At 45.3% G+C, this 20,023-nt stretch carries 15 protein-coding genes; 9 read left to right on the top strand and 6 right to left on the bottom strand.

The window, feature by feature from the left end:
- Positions 1–47 precede the first annotated feature (47 nt).
- Both F8C82_RS05935 and pbpC read left to right on the top strand, forming a co-directional pair.
- Positions 48–5,534, top strand: coding sequence for an Ig-like domain-containing alpha-2-macroglobulin family protein (locus F8C82_RS05935; protein ID WP_151692630.1), 5,487 nt, complete (start codon positions 48–50; stop codon positions 5,532–5,534).
- Between the two features lie 29 nt (positions 5,535–5,563).
- Positions 5,564–7,840 carry a penicillin-binding protein 1C gene (pbpC, locus tag F8C82_RS05930; protein ID WP_151692629.1) on the top strand — a complete coding sequence of 759 codons (2,277 nt, stop codon included), beginning with the start codon at positions 5,564–5,566 and terminating at the stop codon, positions 7,838–7,840.
- A 47-nt stretch (positions 7,841–7,887) separates the two neighbouring features.
- On the opposite strand, the gene F8C82_RS05925 is transcribed toward pbpC, so the two are convergent.
- Together F8C82_RS05925 and F8C82_RS05920 are read right to left on the bottom strand one after the other, a co-directional pair.
- Positions 7,888–9,363 carry a magnesium chelatase gene (locus F8C82_RS05925; protein WP_151692628.1) on the bottom strand — a complete coding sequence of 492 codons (1,476 nt, stop codon included), beginning with the start codon at positions 9,361–9,363 and terminating at the stop codon, positions 7,888–7,890.
- A gap of 3 nt (positions 9,364–9,366) precedes the next feature.
- The gene (locus F8C82_RS05920) at positions 9,367–10,497 is read right to left on the bottom strand and encodes a vWA domain-containing protein (protein WP_151692627.1); all 1,131 of its coding nucleotides are present in this window, start codon (positions 10,495–10,497) and stop codon (positions 9,367–9,369) included.
- Positions 10,498–10,588: 91 nt separating this feature from the next.
- Here F8C82_RS05920 and F8C82_RS05915 point away from each other — a divergent pair, with 91 nt between their 5' ends.
- From F8C82_RS05915 to F8C82_RS05895, 5 genes are read left to right on the top strand one after another with little or no spacing between them, the layout of a single operon-like run.
- Complete coding sequence (locus F8C82_RS05915) at positions 10,589–10,996, top strand: OsmC family protein (RefSeq protein ID WP_151692626.1); 408 nt, start codon at positions 10,589–10,591, stop codon at positions 10,994–10,996.
- Between the two features lie 49 nt (positions 10,997–11,045).
- Positions 11,046–12,503: an aminoacyl-histidine dipeptidase gene (locus F8C82_RS05910; protein ID WP_151692625.1), complete on the top strand. Its 1,458-nt coding sequence runs from the start codon at positions 11,046–11,048 to the stop codon at positions 12,501–12,503.
- A gap of 49 nt (positions 12,504–12,552) precedes the next feature.
- Complete coding sequence (locus F8C82_RS05905) at positions 12,553–13,074, top strand: peroxiredoxin (RefSeq protein ID WP_223279451.1); 522 nt, start codon at positions 12,553–12,555, stop codon at positions 13,072–13,074.
- Positions 13,074–13,541, top strand: coding sequence for a sterol desaturase family protein (locus F8C82_RS05900; protein ID WP_223279483.1), 468 nt, complete (start codon positions 13,074–13,076; stop codon positions 13,539–13,541). The genes F8C82_RS05905 and F8C82_RS05900 overlap by 1 nt, the downstream gene beginning before the upstream one ends.
- The gene (locus F8C82_RS05895) at positions 13,538–14,245 is read left to right on the top strand and encodes a lycopene cyclase domain-containing protein (RefSeq protein WP_151692624.1); all 708 of its coding nucleotides are present in this window, start codon (positions 13,538–13,540) and stop codon (positions 14,243–14,245) included. The genes F8C82_RS05900 and F8C82_RS05895 overlap by 4 nt, the downstream gene beginning before the upstream one ends.
- Here F8C82_RS05895 and F8C82_RS05890 read toward each other — a convergent pair.
- Positions 14,242–15,336, bottom strand: a complete 1,095-nt coding sequence (locus tag F8C82_RS05890) for an SRPBCC family protein (RefSeq protein ID WP_151692623.1) — start codon at positions 15,334–15,336, stop codon at positions 14,242–14,244. The two genes, F8C82_RS05895 and F8C82_RS05890, sit on opposite strands and share 4 nt — an antisense overlap.
- A gap of 121 nt (positions 15,337–15,457) precedes the next feature.
- Here F8C82_RS05890 and F8C82_RS05885 point away from each other — a divergent pair, with 121 nt between their 5' ends.
- Complete coding sequence (locus tag F8C82_RS05885; RefSeq protein WP_151692622.1) at positions 15,458–17,479, top strand: dipeptidyl-peptidase 3 family protein; 2,022 nt, start codon at positions 15,458–15,460, stop codon at positions 17,477–17,479.
- 79 nt (positions 17,480–17,558) lie between these two features.
- Here F8C82_RS05885 and F8C82_RS05880 read toward each other — a convergent pair whose 3' ends face one another.
- From F8C82_RS05880 to F8C82_RS05870, 3 genes are all read right to left on the bottom strand, one after another.
- On the bottom strand, positions 17,559–17,930 hold the full coding sequence (locus tag F8C82_RS05880; RefSeq protein WP_151692621.1) for a response regulator: 372 nt from the start codon (positions 17,928–17,930) through the stop codon (positions 17,559–17,561).
- 108 nt (positions 17,931–18,038) lie between these two features.
- Positions 18,039–18,734, bottom strand: coding sequence for a LytR/AlgR family response regulator transcription factor (locus tag F8C82_RS05875; RefSeq protein WP_151692620.1), 696 nt, complete (start codon positions 18,732–18,734; stop codon positions 18,039–18,041).
- The gene (locus F8C82_RS05870) at positions 18,731–19,117 is read right to left on the bottom strand and encodes an Hpt domain-containing protein (protein WP_151692619.1); all 387 of its coding nucleotides are present in this window, start codon (positions 19,115–19,117) and stop codon (positions 18,731–18,733) included. The genes F8C82_RS05875 and F8C82_RS05870 overlap by 4 nt, the downstream gene beginning before the upstream one ends.
- Before the next feature lie 133 nt (positions 19,118–19,250).
- On the opposite strand from F8C82_RS05870, the gene F8C82_RS05865 reads away from it, so the two are divergent.
- Positions 19,251–20,006, top strand: coding sequence for a TerC family protein (locus F8C82_RS05865; protein ID WP_151692618.1), 756 nt, complete (start codon positions 19,251–19,253; stop codon positions 20,004–20,006).
- Positions 20,007–20,023 lie beyond the last annotated feature (17 nt).

Below are 20,023 nucleotides of genomic sequence, written 5' to 3'. Positions count from 1 at the left end.
ATTCCAATTGGTTTGCTGTAAATTCAGGTGCACTATTCTCCAAGCACATGAATTATCGTACTCTCTATCTCTTCGCGGTGCTCGCCTTTGCGACACTATTCTCTGTTTCATGTTCTAACGAACACAAAGTCCCCGAAAACGATCCTGCGTTTACTCAGTATATCTCAGCACATACGGCCGGAGTCATTTCTGCGTATTCGTCTATTCAGGTTCATCTTCAAACTGAAGTTAATCCCGGGGTTGAGCCAGGAACACTGGTAGAGGCCGAGATCTTTGATTTTAGTCCAGATATTGAAGGCACAACCACATGGTCGGCTTCCAATATTATTACTTTCACTCCAGATGCTCCGCTTCCTCCTAGAACGGCCTATGAGGCTACATTCAATTTAGGAGCTCTTTTAGAAGTCCCTTCTGCCTTGAAGGAATATGAGTTTGTGTTCCAATCTATGGAGCGCGGTTACAGCTTTTTAAATTATCAGATTGCACCGTATTCAAATCGAGATATGATTTGGAACAAGTTGAGCGGTTCTATTCAATCTTATGACGTTTCGAATATCGAAGAGTTAGCGGAAGAGATTTCCTTTCAGAATGCAGGTGATGCACGCGTTTCTTTTATTCAGAATGGAACGGATCAGAGCTTTACATTTAATCTCGATTCGGTTGAGCGAAAGGCTGAAGGCTATGAGATAGAAGCGTATCACGGCGATAAGCAATTGATGTCGATGCGCGTTCCTAGCCTTGGAGAGTTTGAAGTGGTGAATACTTCTGTGGTTCAATCGCCCCGACAAGAAGTGACCATTTCCTTCTCAGATCCTCTTTTGTCTACCCAATCAGTTACTGGTCTTTTTCAGTTAGATGGAGTGGATGTTTCCTCTGTACAGATTGTGGGGTCCGTGGTAAAGCTCTATCCGAGTAGCCGACTCACAGGAGATGTCAAATTGGAAGTGTTTAGCGGATTAAAGAATGTTCTGGGTTACTCATTCCCAACGAATTACACAGAGACAATTAGTTTTCAAGCGAAGAATCCAGAGATTGAGTTTATTGACGATGGAAATATCATTCCGCTAGATGGAAAAGTGAATATTCCATTTAAAGCTGTGAATGTAAAGGCCGTTGATGTCCGTATTTATAAGGTGTTTGCGGATAACGTACACCAGTTTATGCAGGTGAATGACATTCGCGGGAGTAGAGAACTCCGACGAGTTGCGCGTCCTATTCATCAAGAAAGGGTGAACCTGACTGGTGAGGGAATCAACTACAGTGAATGGACGACTTTCTCCATTGATCTGGATAAGATGATCCGAAGAGATCCAGGTGCGCTTTACCGCGTTGAACTCAGCTTGAGAAGAGAGTATAGTTTGTACCCGTGTGATGACGACGAAGATGTATCTACCGAAGTTCAAATGAGTGAAGAGAACTGGGAGTACGACGAGTCAGAATACTTCTATTCGGATTACGACAATCACTATTACACACCGGGATACCGATATTCAGAGCGCAACAATCCGTGTCACGTTTCCTACTACACATCCCGTAGAAGTATCTCCAAAAACGTGTTTGCTACCGATATCGGGATGGTGGTGAAGGGGAACAATGGCGAATTCACAGTTCTGACCAATTCCCTAGGAACTGCAAGTCCTCTTGCCAGCGTAAAGGTGGAGTTCTTTAATTACCAAGGTCAGTTGATGGGATCTTCAACCACTGATCAGAACGGTGTGGCCAAACTGAAAGTAGATGGTGTGGCTTTCCTCGCTCGTGCTAGCAAGGGCAATCAACGTGCTTTCCTCACTTTGGAGCCAGGACGGGCCTTGAATATTTCCAATTTTGAAGTAGGTGGTAGCGATGTGAGCGATGGAATTCAGGCCTACCTGTACGGTGAACGTGGTATTTGGAGACCTGGAGATACCATCTTCCTAGATGCTATCTTGAATGATGTGGAGAATCCTCTGCCCGCTAATCATCCGATTACTGTAACGGTTCGCGATGTAGAGAACAAGGAGATTTATAGAAAAGTGGTTCAGCGAGGAACGCAATCGCTGTATTCTTTCCAAGTAATAACTGATCGTGCAGCGAAAACGGGAACGTATTCAGCAGTACTGGAAGTGGGAGGAAAGCGCTTCTACAAGTCGCTCCCAGTGGAAACCGTTCAACCCAATCGATTTGACATTAAGGTTTCTGCCGAAAACGATATTGTTCCGGTGATCAATGGCAAGGCAGTGGTCAATGTAGATGCGGAATGGTTGACAGGAATACCGGCATCTGGCTCTGCTGTAACTATGCAAGCTAGAGTTTACAGGGCTTATCGTCCTTTTGAGGATTTTGCTGACTACGATTTTTACAACGACATCAAATCGTATCCCAATCCAGGAACCAACAACGTTTACGATGGTCAGCTTGATGATGAAGGACATGTTGAAGCTCAACTGAACCTAGGGTCATTGTCGAACAGTCCGGGCATGCTCAATCTAACACTCAGCAGCAAGGTGTTTGAACCGAGTGGCCGATTTAGTGTAAATAGCAAGCGATTGGCGTTATCCCCCTTCAACCATTACGTTGGGGTGAAAATGCCAGAAACAAACACGCATGGCTACTTGGAAACCAATGTGAAACACACGCTGAATTTGGCCAGAGTGGATGCCACTGGGAAGCCTGTTTCAGGCCGTGTGAAGGTGTCGATTTATCAAGTGAAATGGTCGTGGTGGTGGAGTGCCCAACGAGGTAATGCCACCTATCTCAACCGCGAATACAGCACGCTTATCACGCAGGGTAATGCCGATATTACCAATGGAAAAGGTTCATTCGACTTTACCGTTAAAGACGATCAATGGGGGAGAATCTTCATCCTAGTAGAAGATGCCGATGGGCATTCAACATCAGCTTTGGGTTATGTTGACTGGCCTTGGGGAAGAGATCGCTCAGGACGAAGAACAGAGGGAGAGTCAATCTCTTCTTTGAGTATTCAGCTCGATAAAGAGAAGTATACAGTTGATGAAGCGGCCACAGTGACCATTCCTTCTAGTGTGGGAGGTCGACTACTCGTTACCATTGAAGATGGAACGGAAGTGCTGGAAGAGCATTTCTTTGAAACACAAGAGGGCTCTACCACTTTGAAGCTGAAGATCAAGCCGAATATGGCACCTAATGCCTACATCTATGCTATGCTTCTTCAGCCGCATGCACAAACCGTGAATGATTTACCTATTCGGATGTACGGCATTATGCCTCTGATGGTAGAGAATCCTGCCACGCACTTGAATCCTGTGATAGATGCGCCAGAGAGCATTCGTCCAAATTCCGACTATTCCATTACGGTAAAGGAAGAGAGCGGAGCCGAAATGGAATACACCCTTGCCGTGGTAGATGAAGGCCTTTTGGGTATCTCCAATTTTAGCACCCCAAATCCGTGGACGTATTTCTATGCAAAGCGCGCATTGGGAGTTAGAACGTGGGATATGTACGATTATGTAGCAGGGGCTTTTGGAGGACAAATTGCCCAAATGCTCGCCGTAGGTGGCGATGGTGCGCTGCTGCCAAACAATGAACAAGATGCAGATCGATTCATCCCAATTGTTCGACATATTGGGCCGTTCAAATTAGCTGCTGGAAAATCTCAAACGCACCAATTGCACATGCCAAATTACATTGGAAATGTGCGCGTAATGGTTGTGGCTGCCAATAAGAAAGAAGCCTATGGTTCGGCAAGTGAGAATATCGTAGTGAAGCAGCCACTGATGGTTCAACTCACCATGCCTCGTGTACTGGGGCCGCAAGAATCACCGAAAATACCAGTTACCCTATTCGTAATGGATGAGTCCATTCGCTCCGTAGACGTGAAACTGGAAGTAGATGGTCCGCTTTCTGTGGCGAATAGAACGCAAACGGTTCGTTTTGATGGTAAAGGTCAGAAGACCATTTTCTTTGACGGTTCAGTGGCAGAACAATTGGGATTGGCGCATGTGAAAGTGACCGCAACTTCAGGTAGAGAGAAGAGTAGGGATGAGATTGAAATTGGCGTTCGTAGTCCAATACTACCTCAATCCCGAGAGTTCTTGGCCGTTGTTGAGAATGCGCCCGTTAACCATTCAGAGGAGCCATTTGGCTTGAAAGGCAGCAATGAATTGACCATTGAAGTAAGTTCTTTACCGAGCTTGAACTTGGGCGAACGACTCAATTATTTGATCGGTTATCCACATGGTTGTTTAGAGCAAACCACATCGAAGAGTTTTGCGCAGTTGAACTTAGACAAGTGGGTAACGGTTTCAACGGAACAAAAGGCGGCCATACAAATGAGCGTTCGCGAAGGATTGATGAAGTTGAGAAGAATGCAGGCTCCAAGTGGAGGATTCCGATACTGGCCTTCTAGAACGGCAGCCGACCCTTGGGGTTCGACCTATGCGGGACACTTTTTAATTTCTGCAGAAATGTCGGGCTATACCTTGCCTATTGGATTGAAAGAAGGCTACTTGCGCTATGAAAAGCAAATGGCAAGAACTTGGAATAACATCCAATATTATTCGTACAACAACGACTTCAATCAGGCTTATCGTCTTTATGTTTTGGCATTAGCCGGAGAACCCGAACTTGGTGCAATGAACCGCCTTCGCAATCGTTCAAATCTATCCACAACAGCTGCACATCGATTGGCTGCGGCGTTTGCGATAATGGGCGAGAAGGAAGTTGCAACAGAATTGTACCGTAAGACATGGGCGGAGACGTCCAGCAGATACTATTACTATTCGTATGGTAGTGAGGCTCGTGATTTGGCTTTTGAGATAGAAGCACTATTGGAAGTGGGGCAGAAGGCAGAAGCTCTGCGATTGGCTCGCAAGTTGGCGGAGTCACTTTCAAAAGGTCAACCATCAACCCAAACCATTGCCTATGGCTTGCATGCGCTAAGTAGAGTGTTTAATGGTCAGCCCGATCGATTGAAAGCGACCGTAGTGGCTGGGGGTAAGACGTACGAAATCAACACTACCAATGTGACAGAACAGATCGTTTTGACTGATTTTGATCAAACCACCAATGTGACGGTAACCAATCACGAGACTGGAAGTATCTATGTTCGATATCTCCGCACGGGTATTCCGTATTATGGAGAAGAGCAACCTGCCGAGCGTCGAGTGAACATGAAAGTGACTTACCTCGATCCCGATAACAATCCATTGGATATTTCAAAACTGGTGGTTGGTACACCTATTATCGCCGAAGTTGAAATTTCTAGAACTTCAGGCTCTGAGGAATACAACAACATGGCACTGACACAGATCTTCCCAAGTGGTTGGGAAATTTCGAATAGCCGAGTGGTTGCCATTTCGGGAACAACGTCTTCTCATTATGATTATCAGGATATTAGAGATGACCGGGTAATGACTTACTTCAATATGCAGTACTCGGGAACTCAAGTGGTTCGCATTGAGCTTACCGCATCGTATCCTGGCAGATGGTACATGCCTCCGTGCAAAGTAGAGGCGATGTATGAATCCACAATTGAAGCGACAAACAAAGGACAGTGGGTAGAAGTCATCTCCCGATAAAAGCCGCCCGTAATAGGTTTCTTAAAAAGATGCGCCCCTTCATTTTTGGTGGAGGGGCGTTGCTTACTTTGTGGTGGTACTTCAGTATTCCAGACGTGTTGTTCAACGTTCCCTATTGTACCGTTACCGAGTCGGTTGAAGGTCGTCTATTGGGAGCGCGTATTGCAGATGATGGTCAGTGGCGATTCCCAGAAGGGGATAGTATTCCATATCGTTTCGCGAAGTGTATTGTAGCTTTTGAAGATGAGCGATTCTATCACCACCCTGGTGTAGATGTAGTTGCCATTGGTAGAGCAATACGACAAAATCTCACTTCTGGAGAAATTGTGAGTGGCGCATCTACACTGAGCATGCAGGTCATTCGCCTGAGTAGAAATAACCCAGACCGTTCGTATTGGGAGAAAGTGACCGAAATGTTGCGGGCAACTCGATTGGAAGCAGAGTATTCCAAAGAAGAGATTCTCCAATTTTACGCGGCACATGCGCCATTCGGTGGAAATGTAGTGGGACTGGAAGCCGCGTCTTGGCGTTACTTCAATCGACCTTCTTACCAATTGTCGTGGAGTGAAATGGCCGCACTCGCAGTTTTACCCAATGCACCTTCCGTCATTCGTCCAGGTAGAAATAGAACCTCCTATTTGAATAAGAGAAACCGCTTGCTCGCAAATTTATTGGCAAGAGGAGATATCGATTCCATAACCTATAACTTGGGGATAAAAGAAGATCTACCTCTTGAACCGCATGCGCTTCCAGATTTAGCCCATCACCTCACTGAGCGACAAAACAAGGAGCGAAGAGGAACGCGCTTTGCCTCTAAATTGAATTACGATTGGCAATTGCTCATTCAACATGAGGTGGACTTGCATGCGCGGCGTTGGAAGCGAAATCAAGTGAATAATGCTGCGGCCTTAGTGATGGACGTGGCTACAGGAGATGTGGTGGTGTATGTAGGCAACACGAACAACGACGAAGCAGATTCTCATGAGATCGACATGTTGAATGCACCTCGATCAACGGGAAGCATCCTCAAACCCTTCCTCTACAGTATGGCCATGGAGCGCGGTATGCTCACCAGCGGTTCGCTTATTGCCGATATCCCCACGCGATTTGGAGATTTTACCCCCACCAACTTCGACAAAGAGTTCCGTGGAATTGTAAGTGTTGAAAGAGCGTTACAACTCTCTCTTAATATTCCTGCGGCGCGCGTCCTGCGGGATCTAGATGTTCCCGTTTTCCAGCAACGTCTCTATGAAATTGGCATGCATGATTTGGGCAAGAACAACCTCAATTATGGTCTTAGCTTGATTTTAGGAGGAGCCGAAGTACGTCCCTTGCAGGTGGCGCGATCTTACCGAAGATGGATTCTCTCCATGCAAATGATGCCCGATACCACGTCTAAAGACATGTGGGGAAACCCCTTGTATCGTGAGCCCATTTCGAGAATAGATCCTGCGAGTGTGTACAGCACCTTGAGAATAATGGAAGGATTGGAGCGTCCTTCTGAATGGAAACAGTACGGTGTGGCCGACCGGCATCGAATTGCGTGGAAAACCGGTACAAGCTACGGCTTTAGAGATGCATGGGCGGTAGGAACCGACGGCAGGTGGATCGTGGTGGCATGGACGGGCAATGCCAATGGAGAAGGTCGCCCAGGTGTGATAGGCGTAGAGACATCCGCTCCTTTGCTGTTTAAGATTTTCTCACGCTTACCTCATGGAGTGTTTTTTGAGGAACCGTTGGATGAACAGAAGGAAGTGCTGATTTGTGCTCAAAGCGGATATCGAGCCCAGCAATACTGTGAGTTGGTGGATACCGCTTACCTTGGCACGAACGGGGTAAAAGCCTGTGAGTATTGTGAACTTATTCACCTCAATGATAGAGGAGAAAGAGTAGGTTTCAATTGTACTTCTCAAAGTGTAAGGGACACGGGATGGATGTTCCTTCCTGCAGGAATGACGTGGTTCGGTCTACGTGCAGGGTATGATTATCAACCTCCACCAGATTTCAGTGCAGATTGTTTCACATCAGAAGGTGACGCCCTTGCTTGGGTTTATCCCGAAAAGAATAACGAAAGAGTACGAAGAACGCGTGACGTTGACGGTAGGCTCGGCGCCGTAGTGCTAGAAGCGGGCCACCGTTCTCCAACGGCGACCCTATTCTGGTACGTAGATGAAGTCTATTTGGGAAGCACCCAACACGAGCATCGCTTTGAGGCATTCTTAGACCCGGGCATTCATTACCTCACTATTGTGGATGATAACGGAAACCGAAAGACCACAAGCATCCGAGTTATGGAAGGAGAATGAGATTTTACTTCGCACTAGGTGCTGCATGTGAAATCATCCCTCACTTCTCATTCCTCATCTCTCATTCCCGACAAGTAACTAGCAAAAAGGTCATTAAACTGAATACCTGAAAGCAGACGATCTCTACCGAGTTTAGCGTGTTCTGCTAATCCCCAAAGCACGAGTTCCATGTAGAAGTATCGATCATCGAGGTTCGAATCGCGGTGCTTACTATCCACAAAATCTCCCAGAGGACCAACTCTGTCTAAAGTGGCTCTGAAGCTATCATCTGAGAGGTCGTCGTTGATGTCGAGAGACTTCCCTTCGGCGAACCAATTGATGATACCGAGGTATGGATTGTCTTCGTCGGCTCTTTTCAACTTGGCGATAGGAGGGAAGATCTCAGGAAAGATGGTTTTGACGGCTGCACCGATCAAACTTTCAGCTACTCCAGCCGCACCTTCTTGCTCTCCTTCGTAAACGAGCTCTACTTTTCCAGTGATGCTTGGAATTACCCCATTAAAATCGTGAAGTCGTAGGGAGGTGTTTCCTTCCTTATTGATAGCCATTCTTCTTTCGGCAGACGACATCAAGTTTTCCATCGCGGTGAGCGTCATTCGAGCCGATACGCCACTCTTCGCGTCGATGTATTCATTTTCACGCGCTTCAAAGGCGATTTGTTCCAATAAGTCCGGTACGAGAGAAGGAATGCGAATGTGCTTTTTCTGAGCATCTGAAAGTTTGGCTTCCTGCTGCGTGATGCGCTTCGCGATGTCGCGCGTTTCAGGGTAGTGCGTTAAAATCTGACTACCAATTCGGTCTTTTAACGGTGTTACAATTGAACCTCTATTGGTATAGTCTTCTGGGTTGGCTGTAAAGACAAATTGCAAGTCGAGAGGAAGTCGCAGTTTAAACCCGCGAATTTGGATATCTCCTTCTTGTAATATGTTGAAGAGAGCCACTTGGATTCGCGCTTGTAAGTCCGGAAGTTCATTGATGACAAATATGCAGCGGTTCGCACGCGGGATCATCCCGTAATGGATCACGCGATCATCGGCATAACTCAATTTGAGATTTGCTGCTTTGATCGGGTCAACATCGCCAATGAGATCAGCTACGGTAACATCTGGAGTTGCGAGCTTTTCCGCATACCTCTCGTTGCGATGCATCCACGTGATGGGTGTTTTGTCTCCTTCTTTATCAATGAGTTCCTTCGCATACCTAGAAAGAGGAGCCAGTGGGTCATCGTTGATTTCGGAGCCTTTCACTATGGGAATCCACTCATCGAGCAATCCCGTCATGAGACGAGCCAGTCGCGTCTTCGCTTGTCCGCGCAAGCCTAATAAATTTATGTTGTGACGAGAAAGAATGGCACGCTCCAATTCTGGAATGACGCTGTGCTCATATCCCCAAATCCCTTCAAAGGGCTGTTCGTCGTTGGATAGCGCTGAGAGCAAATTGTCTCTCAATTCATCTTTAATCGACTTTGAACGATACCCTGATTTTTTTAATTCTCCTAAGTTGCTTGCAGTAGGTGCAGCCATTATTTATATGTTTTTTCGTCTGTTCTTTTCGTAATCTTCAAAAATGAAAGAGCCTAAACCGTCAAGTCCTGTGTAGAAGGCCTTCCCATTATTCGCTTCGGTGAATCTTTTTACAAATTGCTGTAGAAAAGGGTCTTGCGCAATCATGAAGGTGGTGATTGGTATTTTCAAAGAGCGCGCTTGGGCGGCCATATTGAGGCACTTCCCAAAGATGTAATCGTCCAATCCCATACTGTTTTTGTAGTATGTGCCGTCTCGTTCTTTCAAGCAACTGGGTTTACCATCGGTGATCATGAAGATTTGCTTGTTCGCATTCCTCTTTCGGCGCAAGATGTCTAAGGCCAATTCTAACCCGGCAACCGTATTGGTATGATAGGGCCCCACTTTCAAATAAGGCAATTCCGCAATGTCGATGGGCCAAGCATCATTACCGAAAACGATCACATCTAAAGTATCCTTTGGATAGCGCGTTTTAATCAACTCACTTAAGGCCATGGCCACTTTTTTAGCCGGTGTAATTCGATCTTCACCGTAAAGGATCATGGAATGTGAGATGTCAATCATTAACACGGTTGACATTTGAGCGCGGTAATGCGTGTCCTCCACTACCAAGTCGTCTTCCGTCAATCCAAAATCGGAATGTGGATGATTGATTTGTGAATTCCTCAAGCTCTCGGTCATCGAAATACTGTCGAGTGCATCTCCAAATTGGTAGGGGCGATAATCACCGGTCTTCTCATCTCCACGACCAGAGAAAGGTGTTTTGTGGTTTCCCTCACCAGACTTCTTGAGCTTTCCAAAGATTTGATCCAGAGCACCTTTTCGAATCAGTTGTTCAGTTTTGGCTGTAATGGAAAGTCGACCACCGTTACCTTGACCATCTCCATCGTTTCCGTAGGCATCGGGATCAATTTCTTCTCGGAGGAATCCCTTCGCTTTCAAGTCTTCAATAAAATCGTCAATCGTATAGTTCTCGTCGGTGAGTTGATATTCGGCATCTAGCTCCCGAAGCCAGTCGAGCGCTACATCCACATCACCAGAGGTGTAGGTGATAAGCTCTCTGAAAATGTCCAATAATCGCTCAAAGGGAGATTTCTCTTTGGGCTCGTATTTCTTGTATCGAGTGGATTGCATAGGTGTATCTAACACTCTAAGATATTCAAAGTTCAAGAGGAGGCAGAATGAGTTCTATCTTTGATGAAAATCTGTAATAAACGAAGAGCGAATGCCAATTTCTAAGATTACCTATACTGGTGGATTGCACTGCGAGGCCGTTCACTTGAAGTCGGGCAAAGGCCTAGAAACTGATGCACCTACGGATAACAATGGCAGGGGAGAAGCGTTTTCTCCCACTGATTTAATGTCTACTTCTCTCGGGCTTTGTATGATTACCATTATGGGCATCAAGGCTAGGTCGATGGACCTGGATTTAGAAGGGACAGAGATTGATGTAGAGAAAGTCATGGAGTCCAATCCTCGAAGAGTGGGCGAAATTGGGCTAACCCTTCGTATTCCGCATAATTTCCCAGAAGAGACACAACGAATTCTCGAAGCCGCGGGTAGAGCTTGTCCGGTTGCTAAAAGTTTGCACCCTGACGTTGTTCAGAGCGTACAATTTGTGTGGGGAAAGTAGGAGGGGTACCTTCGCAAAACCACAATGGAATCATATAAAAGTCGATATAATGAGTCAGATCACATCGCTTGAACCTGCAGAGGTTTGGAAGCAATTTGCTGCATTGAATGCCGTTCCCCGTCCATCTAAAAAAGAAGAGCAAGTCATTGCCTTTATGATGGAGTTTGGGAAATCTCTCGGATTAGAAACAGAGAAGGACGAAGTGGGCAACGTTCTCATCCGCAAGCCTGCATCTGCGGGTATGGAAGATCGTAGAGTTGTTGTTCTTCAATCTCACCTCGATATGGTTTGCCAGCAGAACGCTGGTACCAATCACGATTTCGAAACCGAAGGCATCGACATGTATGTGGATGGAGATTGGGTAAAAGCGAGGGGCACAACTCTAGGGGCAGATAATGGTATGGGTGTAGCCGCCATCATGGCTCTTCTGGAAAGCAAGACCATTCAGCACCCTCCTCTGGAAGCAATTTTCACCATTGATGAGGAAACGGGAATGACGGGAGCACAAGAGCTTCGTCAGAACTGGTTGGAAGGTAAATTGCTCCTCAACTTAGACACTGAGGATGACGATGAATTGTCGATTGGATGTGCAGGCGGTGTTGATATTACGGCCACCTGGAAGTATGCTACAGAGGCTGTTTCCAAGGGTATGGCAGGTCGCGTACTAACGGTTAGAGGATTGAATGGAGGTCACAGTGGAATGGACATCCACAAAGGCTTAGGCAATGCTAATAAGATCTTGAATCGTGTGCTTTTTCGCCTCAATGAAGTAGCAGACGTACGTGTGGTGAGTATTGACGGTGGTTCATTGAGAAATGCCATTCCGCGTGAGGCTTTTGCAAAGGTTGCCATTGTAGGAACCGACGAAGGTGTGATTACCACAGCGTTGAAGAGCGCCATGGACGATATTCTTCCAGAGTATAAAACGACCGATCCCAACTTGTCGATTGAATGGGCAGAAGGGGAAGCATCTGAACGTATGATGACTCGTGAGGATCAAGTGAAGATGATGAATGCGATTTACGCCGTTCCAAATGGAATCCATCGCATGAGTCCAGATATTGAAGATTTGGTTCAAACCTCCAACAACTTGGCTCGAGTAGAGGTGAAAGAGGGTGAGGGTAAAATATTGTGCTTGACCAGAAGCTCTGTAGATACAGAAAAGATGGATCACGCTAATGGCATCAAAGCTGCCCTTCAATTGGTAGGTGCAGACGTAGTTTTTAGCGGAAGCTATCCAGGATGGACTCCAGATCCAAGTTCTCAAATCCTAAAAACCATGCGTGCACTCTACGCCGAATTGTATGGTGAAGAGGCCAATGTATTAGCATGTCACGCTGGATTGGAGTGTGGTTTGTTGGGAGATCGTTACCCGGGAATGGAGATGATCAGTTTTGGACCGAACATACGTGGAGCACATTCTCCAGATGAAAAAGTTCAAATCAGCTCCGTACAGAAATTCTGGGGCTTCCTTCTTGAAACGCTAAAGCGCGTTGAGAAGGCATAATTTTTTTGTTCCATCCGAACAATTAGGTCGGGATTACGTTCGTAGATCAATGAGAAAGCTAATTGCAATCCTTTCAATTCTTATCTCTAGTACAGCTATGGCACAACTTACTGTAGGCGAACGTATTCCCGACTTTTCTTTACTAGATCAGAACGGTGATACGGTAACCACTGCATCACTCTTGGGGAATGGCCCCGTAGTGATTTATTTCTATCCTAAAGACGATACGCCTGGGTGTACCCGAGAGGCTTGTTCATTTAGAGATAGTTATGAGGTTTTTGAGAAGGCGGGAGCTCGCGTGATCGGAATAAGTGCTGATAGTCCAGAGTCTCATACGGCCTTTGCCAAAAAGCACAACTTGCCTTTTACCTTATTGTCTGATACTTCAAATGTGGTCCGTAAATCTTTTGGAGTGAAGGGAGATTTGTTCGGATTGATACCTGGACGGGTTACATTTGTGATGGACGAAAGTGGAATTATACAACACGTTTTTGATTCGCAAACCCGATCTTCTGCTCATGTAGAAGAGAGTTTGGAAGCTATTCGCAAATTAAAGGATTCAGAAGAATGATGACGGCATTGGTTTTTATCGGAACGTTTGTGTTCATGGAGTTTGTAGCTTGGGCCACACACAAGTATGTGATGCACGGCTTTTTGTGGTCGTTGCATAAAGATCACCATGTGAAGGAGCCAGGTTTCTTTGAGAAGAACGATGCTTTCTTCCTCATTTTTGCTGTTCCAAGTATGCTGAGCATTATGTTCGGAACCTTCTACGGTTGGGAATTGTTGAATGCGGCTGGATTCGGAATTCTAGCCTATGGAATTGCGTATTTCTTGGTGCACGAGGTGTTTATTCACCAGCGATTCAAGTGGTTGCGCAACAGCAATATCACTTATTTGAAAGCAGCGAGAAGAGCACATAAAATGCACCATAAACACCTCACCAAACACGATGGTGAAAGTTTTGGCATGCTCCTATTTCCATTTAAATACTTCTTGGAGGAACGCAAGCGAATGAAGCAATCGAAGACTTCATGAGTTTAGAATCTCCATACTTCTATCTCACCTTAATGATCTTGACGCTTCTCGGTCCCTTGACGCGAAGCTTCGAAACTAAGGTTGCGTATTACAAGAGTTTCAAATCACTCTTTACATCCATTGGAATTACCATGTTGGTTTTTATTCCGTGGGATGTAGCCTTTACAGAAATGGGAATTTGGGGATTTAACCCAAAGTACTTAACTGGATTCTACATTTTTGGTCTTCCCATTGAAGAGTGGATGTTCTTCGTTTTCGTGCCTTTTAGTTGCGTGTTCATTTACCGGGTAATGGACTATTTTTTTCCACGAGCGTGGATTACCCAAGGTCAAGCGCAGATGCTTACGCAATACTTTGCATGGCTCTCTATTGCCATCGCCATTTTAAGTTGGGGAGCGTGGTATACAGTAAGCACGTTTAGCCTATTGGGGCTGCTCATGCTTGGCCATGTTCACTTGTGGAAAGTGGAGTGGTTGCCGTCCTTTTATCGCGCATTTGTCATTGTTCTCATCCCTTTCGGAATTGTGAACGGTTTCCTTACTGGAATGGGGTTGGAAGAAGAAGTTGTTTGGTACAATGATGCCCACAATTTGGGCTATCGATTAGGGACCATTCCAGCGGATGACGTTTTCTACGCCATGGCCTTGTTGATGATGAATACCTCCTTGTACGAATACTTCAGAAAACGCTGGGAAACGCGTTAGTTGCTAGCTACCGTTTCGGAGTTGCTCATCACTGGGTAGCGGACGAATCGATGAATGGGCTTCAAGTTCTCATCCAATAAAACACGCTCGAAAACTCTTCCATGCATTTGGTATCCGTGAGTGGACAAATACGCGTCTAACTCAACATCGCCGTAATGTAATTTGCCGAGGTTCTCGAATTGTTCTCTCTCTACAAATAAACCCTGACGTATAACGGAGGACTTAACCTTTCTAGAAGAGCGAGGCAAATCAACGTCTACAATCATGCCCACTTGAAGCATCACATAGTCGTGCTTTTCATCGTATACATCATACATGAGGAACATCGGTTGATTGGTAGCCGCTTCTCCTAAATACTCTTGCACTTCCACGTACGATTCTAGGCATTTGTCCCAAGTTACTTTTCCAAGTGTTGATTCGATTTCTACATAATAGAAAGTAAGCGCTTCCCAAGGTCCTTCTACAATGCTTTGGGTGAGCTCAACGGTGTTCTGAGTTGTTGAATCGAGTGTAGAATCGCGGATGTCTTCTTCCTCTGATTCTCCATCTAGCGGATCTTCCACTTCAATGACACCGCCATTTGCCAAGTGTGCATTCAAGTTTTGACTGGTTGTAATCAAATCCTTCACAACGCGGTTTTCATAACCGGCTTTCATGAAACGTGCATAAAAGGGAAGTTCGCCTTCCACTTCCCAAATGAGTTGGGTTGAATTTTCCTTCGCTTCAAAGGTCAATAGACTTTTCGCTCCCTTGAATCCATCCAGAGTTATCAAGCACTCCGTTTGATTCGAATCAATTTTCATTATTTCCATTCGCCCACCCGGACCTTCAGGGTGCTTCCAAGTAACCCATGCTCGTTCTCCAGCACTCGGAGTGGAATAGGTAATCATCAAAGTGGTGTCTCGGGTCAGGAAGGTAGACCATTGTTCCCAATTTGCGAGGTTGTTAATCTGACCTCTAACATCTTGAAGGGGAGCGTTAATTTGCGTGGATGCACTTACTTTATACGTTCCTGTGAGAGTCAAATTCCAAATGAAGAAGGCTACCATCATCGTAGCCAAAACAATCATGATAATTCGAAGCGTGCGCATAGTTTGTCTTTAAGCCTTTCAAAAGTACAACTTCGAGGTAGACTTAACAGAGGAAGTGGTCAGATTCGATTCGGAGACACATTATTTGCTATATCTTAGGGCATCGTTCAAAATTAAAACCATGAATAATAATTGGATCTATGCTTTTGCAGTATCCGGAGCTCTCGTCGGATGTAACCCTGCTGAGCAGTCACCTTCAAGTACTATGGAAGCGCAACACGACGACTCATTTCAATGGCAATTGGAACAATTTGAAGACTTGCGAATACTTCGCTATCAAGTGCCAGGCTTCGATAAGTTGAGCACTCAGCAGAAGATGCTCGTGTACCATTTGACAGAAGCTGGCTTGGCGGGTAGAGATATCATATACGCTACGAATTATCGTCACAACCTGGAAATTCGCCACATCATTGATGACATCATGGCGAATCACAATTCCGATGAAGCATCATCAGAATGGGAGGCTTTTCAAGTGTATGCCAAGAGAGTATGGTTCTCTAATGGTATTCACCATCACTATAGCAATCAGAAGTTTGAACCGGGCTTTTCAGAAGAGTTCTTCAATTCGCTTTTGGAAGAGAGGGGTTTGAGTATTTCTGCAGAGGCGAGAAGAGCAATCTTCGATCCGACCTACGATGCCAAGAAAGTTTCCAAAGATCCAAACAGTGATCTCCTGCTTGCGTCAGCCGTAAACTTCTATGATCCGGATGTTACCGAAGAAGAAGTGGTAAACTTCTACAAGGAGAAATCAGCGGGTGATCCAGAACGCCCAATTTCATTGGGTTTGAATAGTAAGATCGTTCGCAACGAAGACGGTACTCTTTCAGAAGCGGTCTACAAAGTAGATGGTTTGTACGGCGATGCCATTTCTAAAGTGGTGGGTCATTTGTCTGAAGCCGTTAGATACGCGGAGAATGAATCACAAGCACAAGCGCTTGAACTTCTCATAGAGTACTATCAAACTGGAGATCTCGCCAAATGGGATGAGTACAACATCGCATGGGTAAATGCCACGGAAGGAGATATTGATTACATCAACGGTTTCATCGAAGTGTACAACGACCCATTGGGGTATAGAGGTAGCTACGAGACTATTGTTCAAGTGCGCGACTTTGAAGCGTCTGAGCGCATGGCCGTTGTGAGCAGTGCAGCACAGTGGTTTGAAGATAACTCTCCAATTATGGACGAGCACAAGAAAGCAGAAGTAAAGGGGATTTCTTATCGCATTATCAATGTGGCTGGGGAAGCTGGTGATGCTAGTCCAAGTACTCCTATTGGTGTAAACCTTCCGAATGCGAACTGGATTCGTGCAGAGCACGGTTCTAAGTCGGTGAGTTTGGGCAACATCGAAATGGCGTACGAACAAGCTACGGGTGAAGGTTTCTTAAAGGAGTTTGCCTTCTCTACAGAAGAGCGAGAAATTGCTGAGAAGTATGGTGAAATGGGGTCTAAGCTTCACACTGCACTTCATGAAGTGATTGGTCATGCTTCTGGTCGATTGAACCCTGGCGTAGGCACTCCGAAAGAGACATTGAAGAACTACTCTTCTACGCTGGAGGAAGCAAGAGCTGACCTTGTTGCCCTTTATTACATCATGGATCCACACTTGATTGAGATGGGATTGGTGGAGAACGATGGTCCGGGTAAAGCAGAATACAATAGCTATATCCGCAACGGCATGATGCTTCAATTGCGTCGACTTAAGCCCGGTGAGAACTTGGAAGAGGATCACATGAGAAACCGTCAGCTTGTGGCTTCATGGGCCTATGAGATGGGGAAAGAAGAGAATGTAATTGAGCGCAAAGTAGTAGACGGTAAAACCTACTTTGTGATTAATAACTACGAGCGACTCCGAGAATTGTTTGGTGAATTGCTTCGAGAGATTCAGCGCATTAAATCGGAAGGTGATTATACTGCTGGTAGAGCTTTAGTAGAGAACTACGGAGTGAAAGTAGACCACGAACTACACCGTGAGGTATTGGTGAGAGCAGAAGCGCTTAACATTGCACCTTACAGTGGATTCGTCAATCCGATTCTTACTCCAGTAATGGAGAACGGTGAAGCTGTAGATGTGGAGTTGAGCTATCCATCAAGTTTCACAGAGCAGATGCTTGAATACGCGGCCAAATATGGCGTACTGTAAGTGGATATTCAGTTTCCTAAAAAGAAAAGGCTCTCATTTTCATGAGAGCCTTTTTTTGTGTGATCGTATGTCGTGTTTATTAGGAAGCTTGCGCGAGAACAGATTCTAGTGCACTTAAAATACCAATGGGAGAATCCGTTTTAGAAAGGTACATGGACGCACCTGAATCACCAATGATGTTGGTGTTCTCCGAACCTTGAATGAGCGAGGAAAGGACAATAATTGGAATGGAGTTCTTCACGCCGGTGCGGATGTGTTGAATCAATTCATAACCATTCTTAATGGGCATGTCGATATCGGTAACTACCGCGTCGAAACTTCCTCGTTCAAAAAGATCAATGGCTTGCTGACCGTTTTCGGCCAACTCAAACGTATATCCTTCCTTAGAGAGGAGAATAGAAAGAGCTCTTAACAAGAACACATGATCGTCTGCAATAAGAATATGACCCATCTTGCTCTATTTGATGGGACAAATGTGCTGACAATTGAATCGCTTACACCCCTTCTTTCGACAAACGGACAGAAAACTTCGATGAATGGATAACGGAGAGGGCGAGGACTAAAGTAAATTCAGGCGGTCCATCAAACCTTGGCGGTTTGATCGACTAATTGGAATAACCGTGGTTCCAATTACCAATGAATTATCTTCAATGTCAACCACCTTGCTGAGGTTCACAATGAAGGAGCGGTGAACCTTAAAGAAATCGTAGTCAGATAGCTTCGCATCTACCGCCCTCATGGTGTTGTAGGTGATGTAGTTTCCATTGCTGGTCACCACTTTCACGTAATCTCCCACATTTTCGATAAACAAGATATCTTGAATCATGATGCGCACGAGACGACCATCCGACTTTACAAAGATGTAATTTGGTTTCTCTCTGCGTGTTGGCGCTTCTTCTGCTCGTTTGGCAGCTTTCGAAACGCTCATTTCAAATTTACCAGCAGAGATGGGCTTTTTAAGGAAGTCGGTGGCCTCAAATTGAAACGCGTCGAAGGCGTATTCTTTGTTTGAAGTCGCAAAAATGACTTGAGGAAGCGCTGGAGAATTCTCCAACATGTCCAATCCACTTTCACCAGGTAGTTCTACGTCTAGAAAAATCAGATCCACGTCGTTGGACGTCATGAAGTCGATAGCGTCTTCGCTATTTCCGAAGCACTTCAACAGTTCGAGCCTATCGTCCTTACTGCACAAGTGTTCAAGGTTCTTTTGTGCAATAGGATCATCCTCAATAATAATGGTACGAAGGGTACTCACAGGTTCAAGTGTCGCTTAAGGTTCGTGGATTCCTGCTCTAAAAGTAATAGAGTTTCTTGAATTTCTTCAACAATGCTCAACAATTCATCCTGAACATCGGATATTGTTACACCGCCGCCTGCTATTCTCTTTTCTATCATTGCGATGTGCGCTGAAAGAGGCTCATTGCCGATCATTCCGAAAGTCGGTTTGATCTTATGAAGGATTTTACGGCACCCCTCTGGAGAGTTGTGCTCTATTTCTTCTTTCAACTGAACAACTTCAATGGGCATCTGCTCAATGCAAATTTCAAACATCATCAATGCATAAGACAGATCTCCTTGATAGAAATCGTCTAAAACATTGGAGTCTAGAGGTGTACTAAATTGAAAGCTGGTCCCCATTCATTGAAGTCTCGTACGGCGAATATAATCTATAGACATGATGTAAGAAAGTACTTACGTATGGCGGTGGTGTAATTTTATGCCACACTCACTTATCTTGCAGCGTTTTTGAATGTAATTGATATCTGAACGTATGGATGCACTCCTCACTCTTGATGGCTTGATCGCCTTTTTGACCCTTGCCTTTCTCGAGATCGTGTTGGGAATAGACAACATCATCTTTATTAGTATTCTCTCGAATAAACTGCCAGAGCGCGAGCGTAGTAAGGCCAGAACGATGGGCATTTTACTGGCATTGGTATTTCGGATTATCATGTTGTTGGGTATCACGTGGATTATCCAGTTCACCGATCCAATTTGGGCTGAGGGACCGGGTTTGATCAGTGAAATTACAGGTCGAGATTTAGTGTTGATGATCGGTGGACTCTTCCTCTTGGCCAAGAGTACAAAGGAGATTCACAAGAAGATACAGCCGGAGTCAGAGACGGAAGAACAGAAAGTCAAGAAGCAAGTGAACTTAGGGCTTGTGTCGGCCATTGTTCAAATTGCATTGTTAGACATTGTCTTTTCATTTGACAGCATTCTAACGGCTATCGGTATGACTAACGAGATCTCCATTATGATTGCTGCAGTGATCGTTTCCTTGATTGTGATGCTCATCTTCGCGAAGCGGATTGCCGATTTCATCGAAAAGCACGTCTCTCTTCAGATTCTGGCTTTGAGCTTTTTGATTTTGATTGGAACAGTGTTGATTTCAGAAGGATTGGGAGTTGAAGTTCCGAAGGGATATATCTACTTCGCAGTGGCTTACTCATTGATTGTAGAGCTTTTGAACATGAGAGCTGACAAGAAGAAAGCCCGCAAGAAAGCATTAGAATCTCAGGAATAATGGAATAGTACTAAAAG

It is taken from the genome of Phaeocystidibacter marisrubri, assembly GCF_008933165.1.
Taxonomy (GTDB): Bacteria; Bacteroidota; Bacteroidia; order Flavobacteriales; family Schleiferiaceae; genus Phaeocystidibacter; species Phaeocystidibacter marisrubri.
The sequence above is the reverse complement of the archived record's forward strand: the minus strand, read 5'-3'. Positions and strand labels throughout refer to the sequence as shown.

Bases quoted from the DNA above. Each gene is read 5' to 3' on its own strand.
- F8C82_RS05935 (WP_151692630.1), top strand. From the start codon at position 48: ATGAATTATCGTACTCTCTATCTCTTCGCGGTGCTCGCCTTTGCGACA.
- pbpC (WP_151692629.1), top strand. From the start codon at position 5,564: ATGCGCCCCTTCATTTTTGGTGGAGGGGCGTTGCTTACTTTGTGGTGG.
- F8C82_RS05925 (WP_151692628.1), bottom strand. From the start codon at position 9,363: ATGGCTGCACCTACTGCAAGCAACTTAGGAGAATTAAAAAAATCAGGG.
- F8C82_RS05920 (WP_151692627.1), bottom strand. From the start codon at position 10,497: ATGCAATCCACTCGATACAAGAAATACGAGCCCAAAGAGAAATCTCCC.
- F8C82_RS05915 (WP_151692626.1), top strand. From the start codon at position 10,589: ATGCCAATTTCTAAGATTACCTATACTGGTGGATTGCACTGCGAGGCC.
- F8C82_RS05910 (WP_151692625.1), top strand. From the start codon at position 11,046: ATGAGTCAGATCACATCGCTTGAACCTGCAGAGGTTTGGAAGCAATTT.
- F8C82_RS05905 (WP_223279451.1), top strand. From the start codon at position 12,553: ATGAGAAAGCTAATTGCAATCCTTTCAATTCTTATCTCTAGTACAGCT.
- F8C82_RS05900 (WP_223279483.1), top strand. From the start codon at position 13,074: ATGACGGCATTGGTTTTTATCGGAACGTTTGTGTTCATGGAGTTTGTA.
- F8C82_RS05895 (WP_151692624.1), top strand. From the start codon at position 13,538: ATGAGTTTAGAATCTCCATACTTCTATCTCACCTTAATGATCTTGACG.
- F8C82_RS05890 (WP_151692623.1), bottom strand. From the start codon at position 15,336: ATGCGCACGCTTCGAATTATCATGATTGTTTTGGCTACGATGATGGTA.
- F8C82_RS05885 (WP_151692622.1), top strand. From the start codon at position 15,458: ATGAATAATAATTGGATCTATGCTTTTGCAGTATCCGGAGCTCTCGTC.
- F8C82_RS05880 (WP_151692621.1), bottom strand. From the start codon at position 17,930: ATGGGTCATATTCTTATTGCAGACGATCATGTGTTCTTGTTAAGAGCT.
- F8C82_RS05870 (WP_151692619.1), bottom strand. From the start codon at position 19,117: ATGGGGACCAGCTTTCAATTTAGTACACCTCTAGACTCCAATGTTTTA.
- F8C82_RS05865 (WP_151692618.1), top strand. From the start codon at position 19,251: ATGGATGCACTCCTCACTCTTGATGGCTTGATCGCCTTTTTGACCCTT.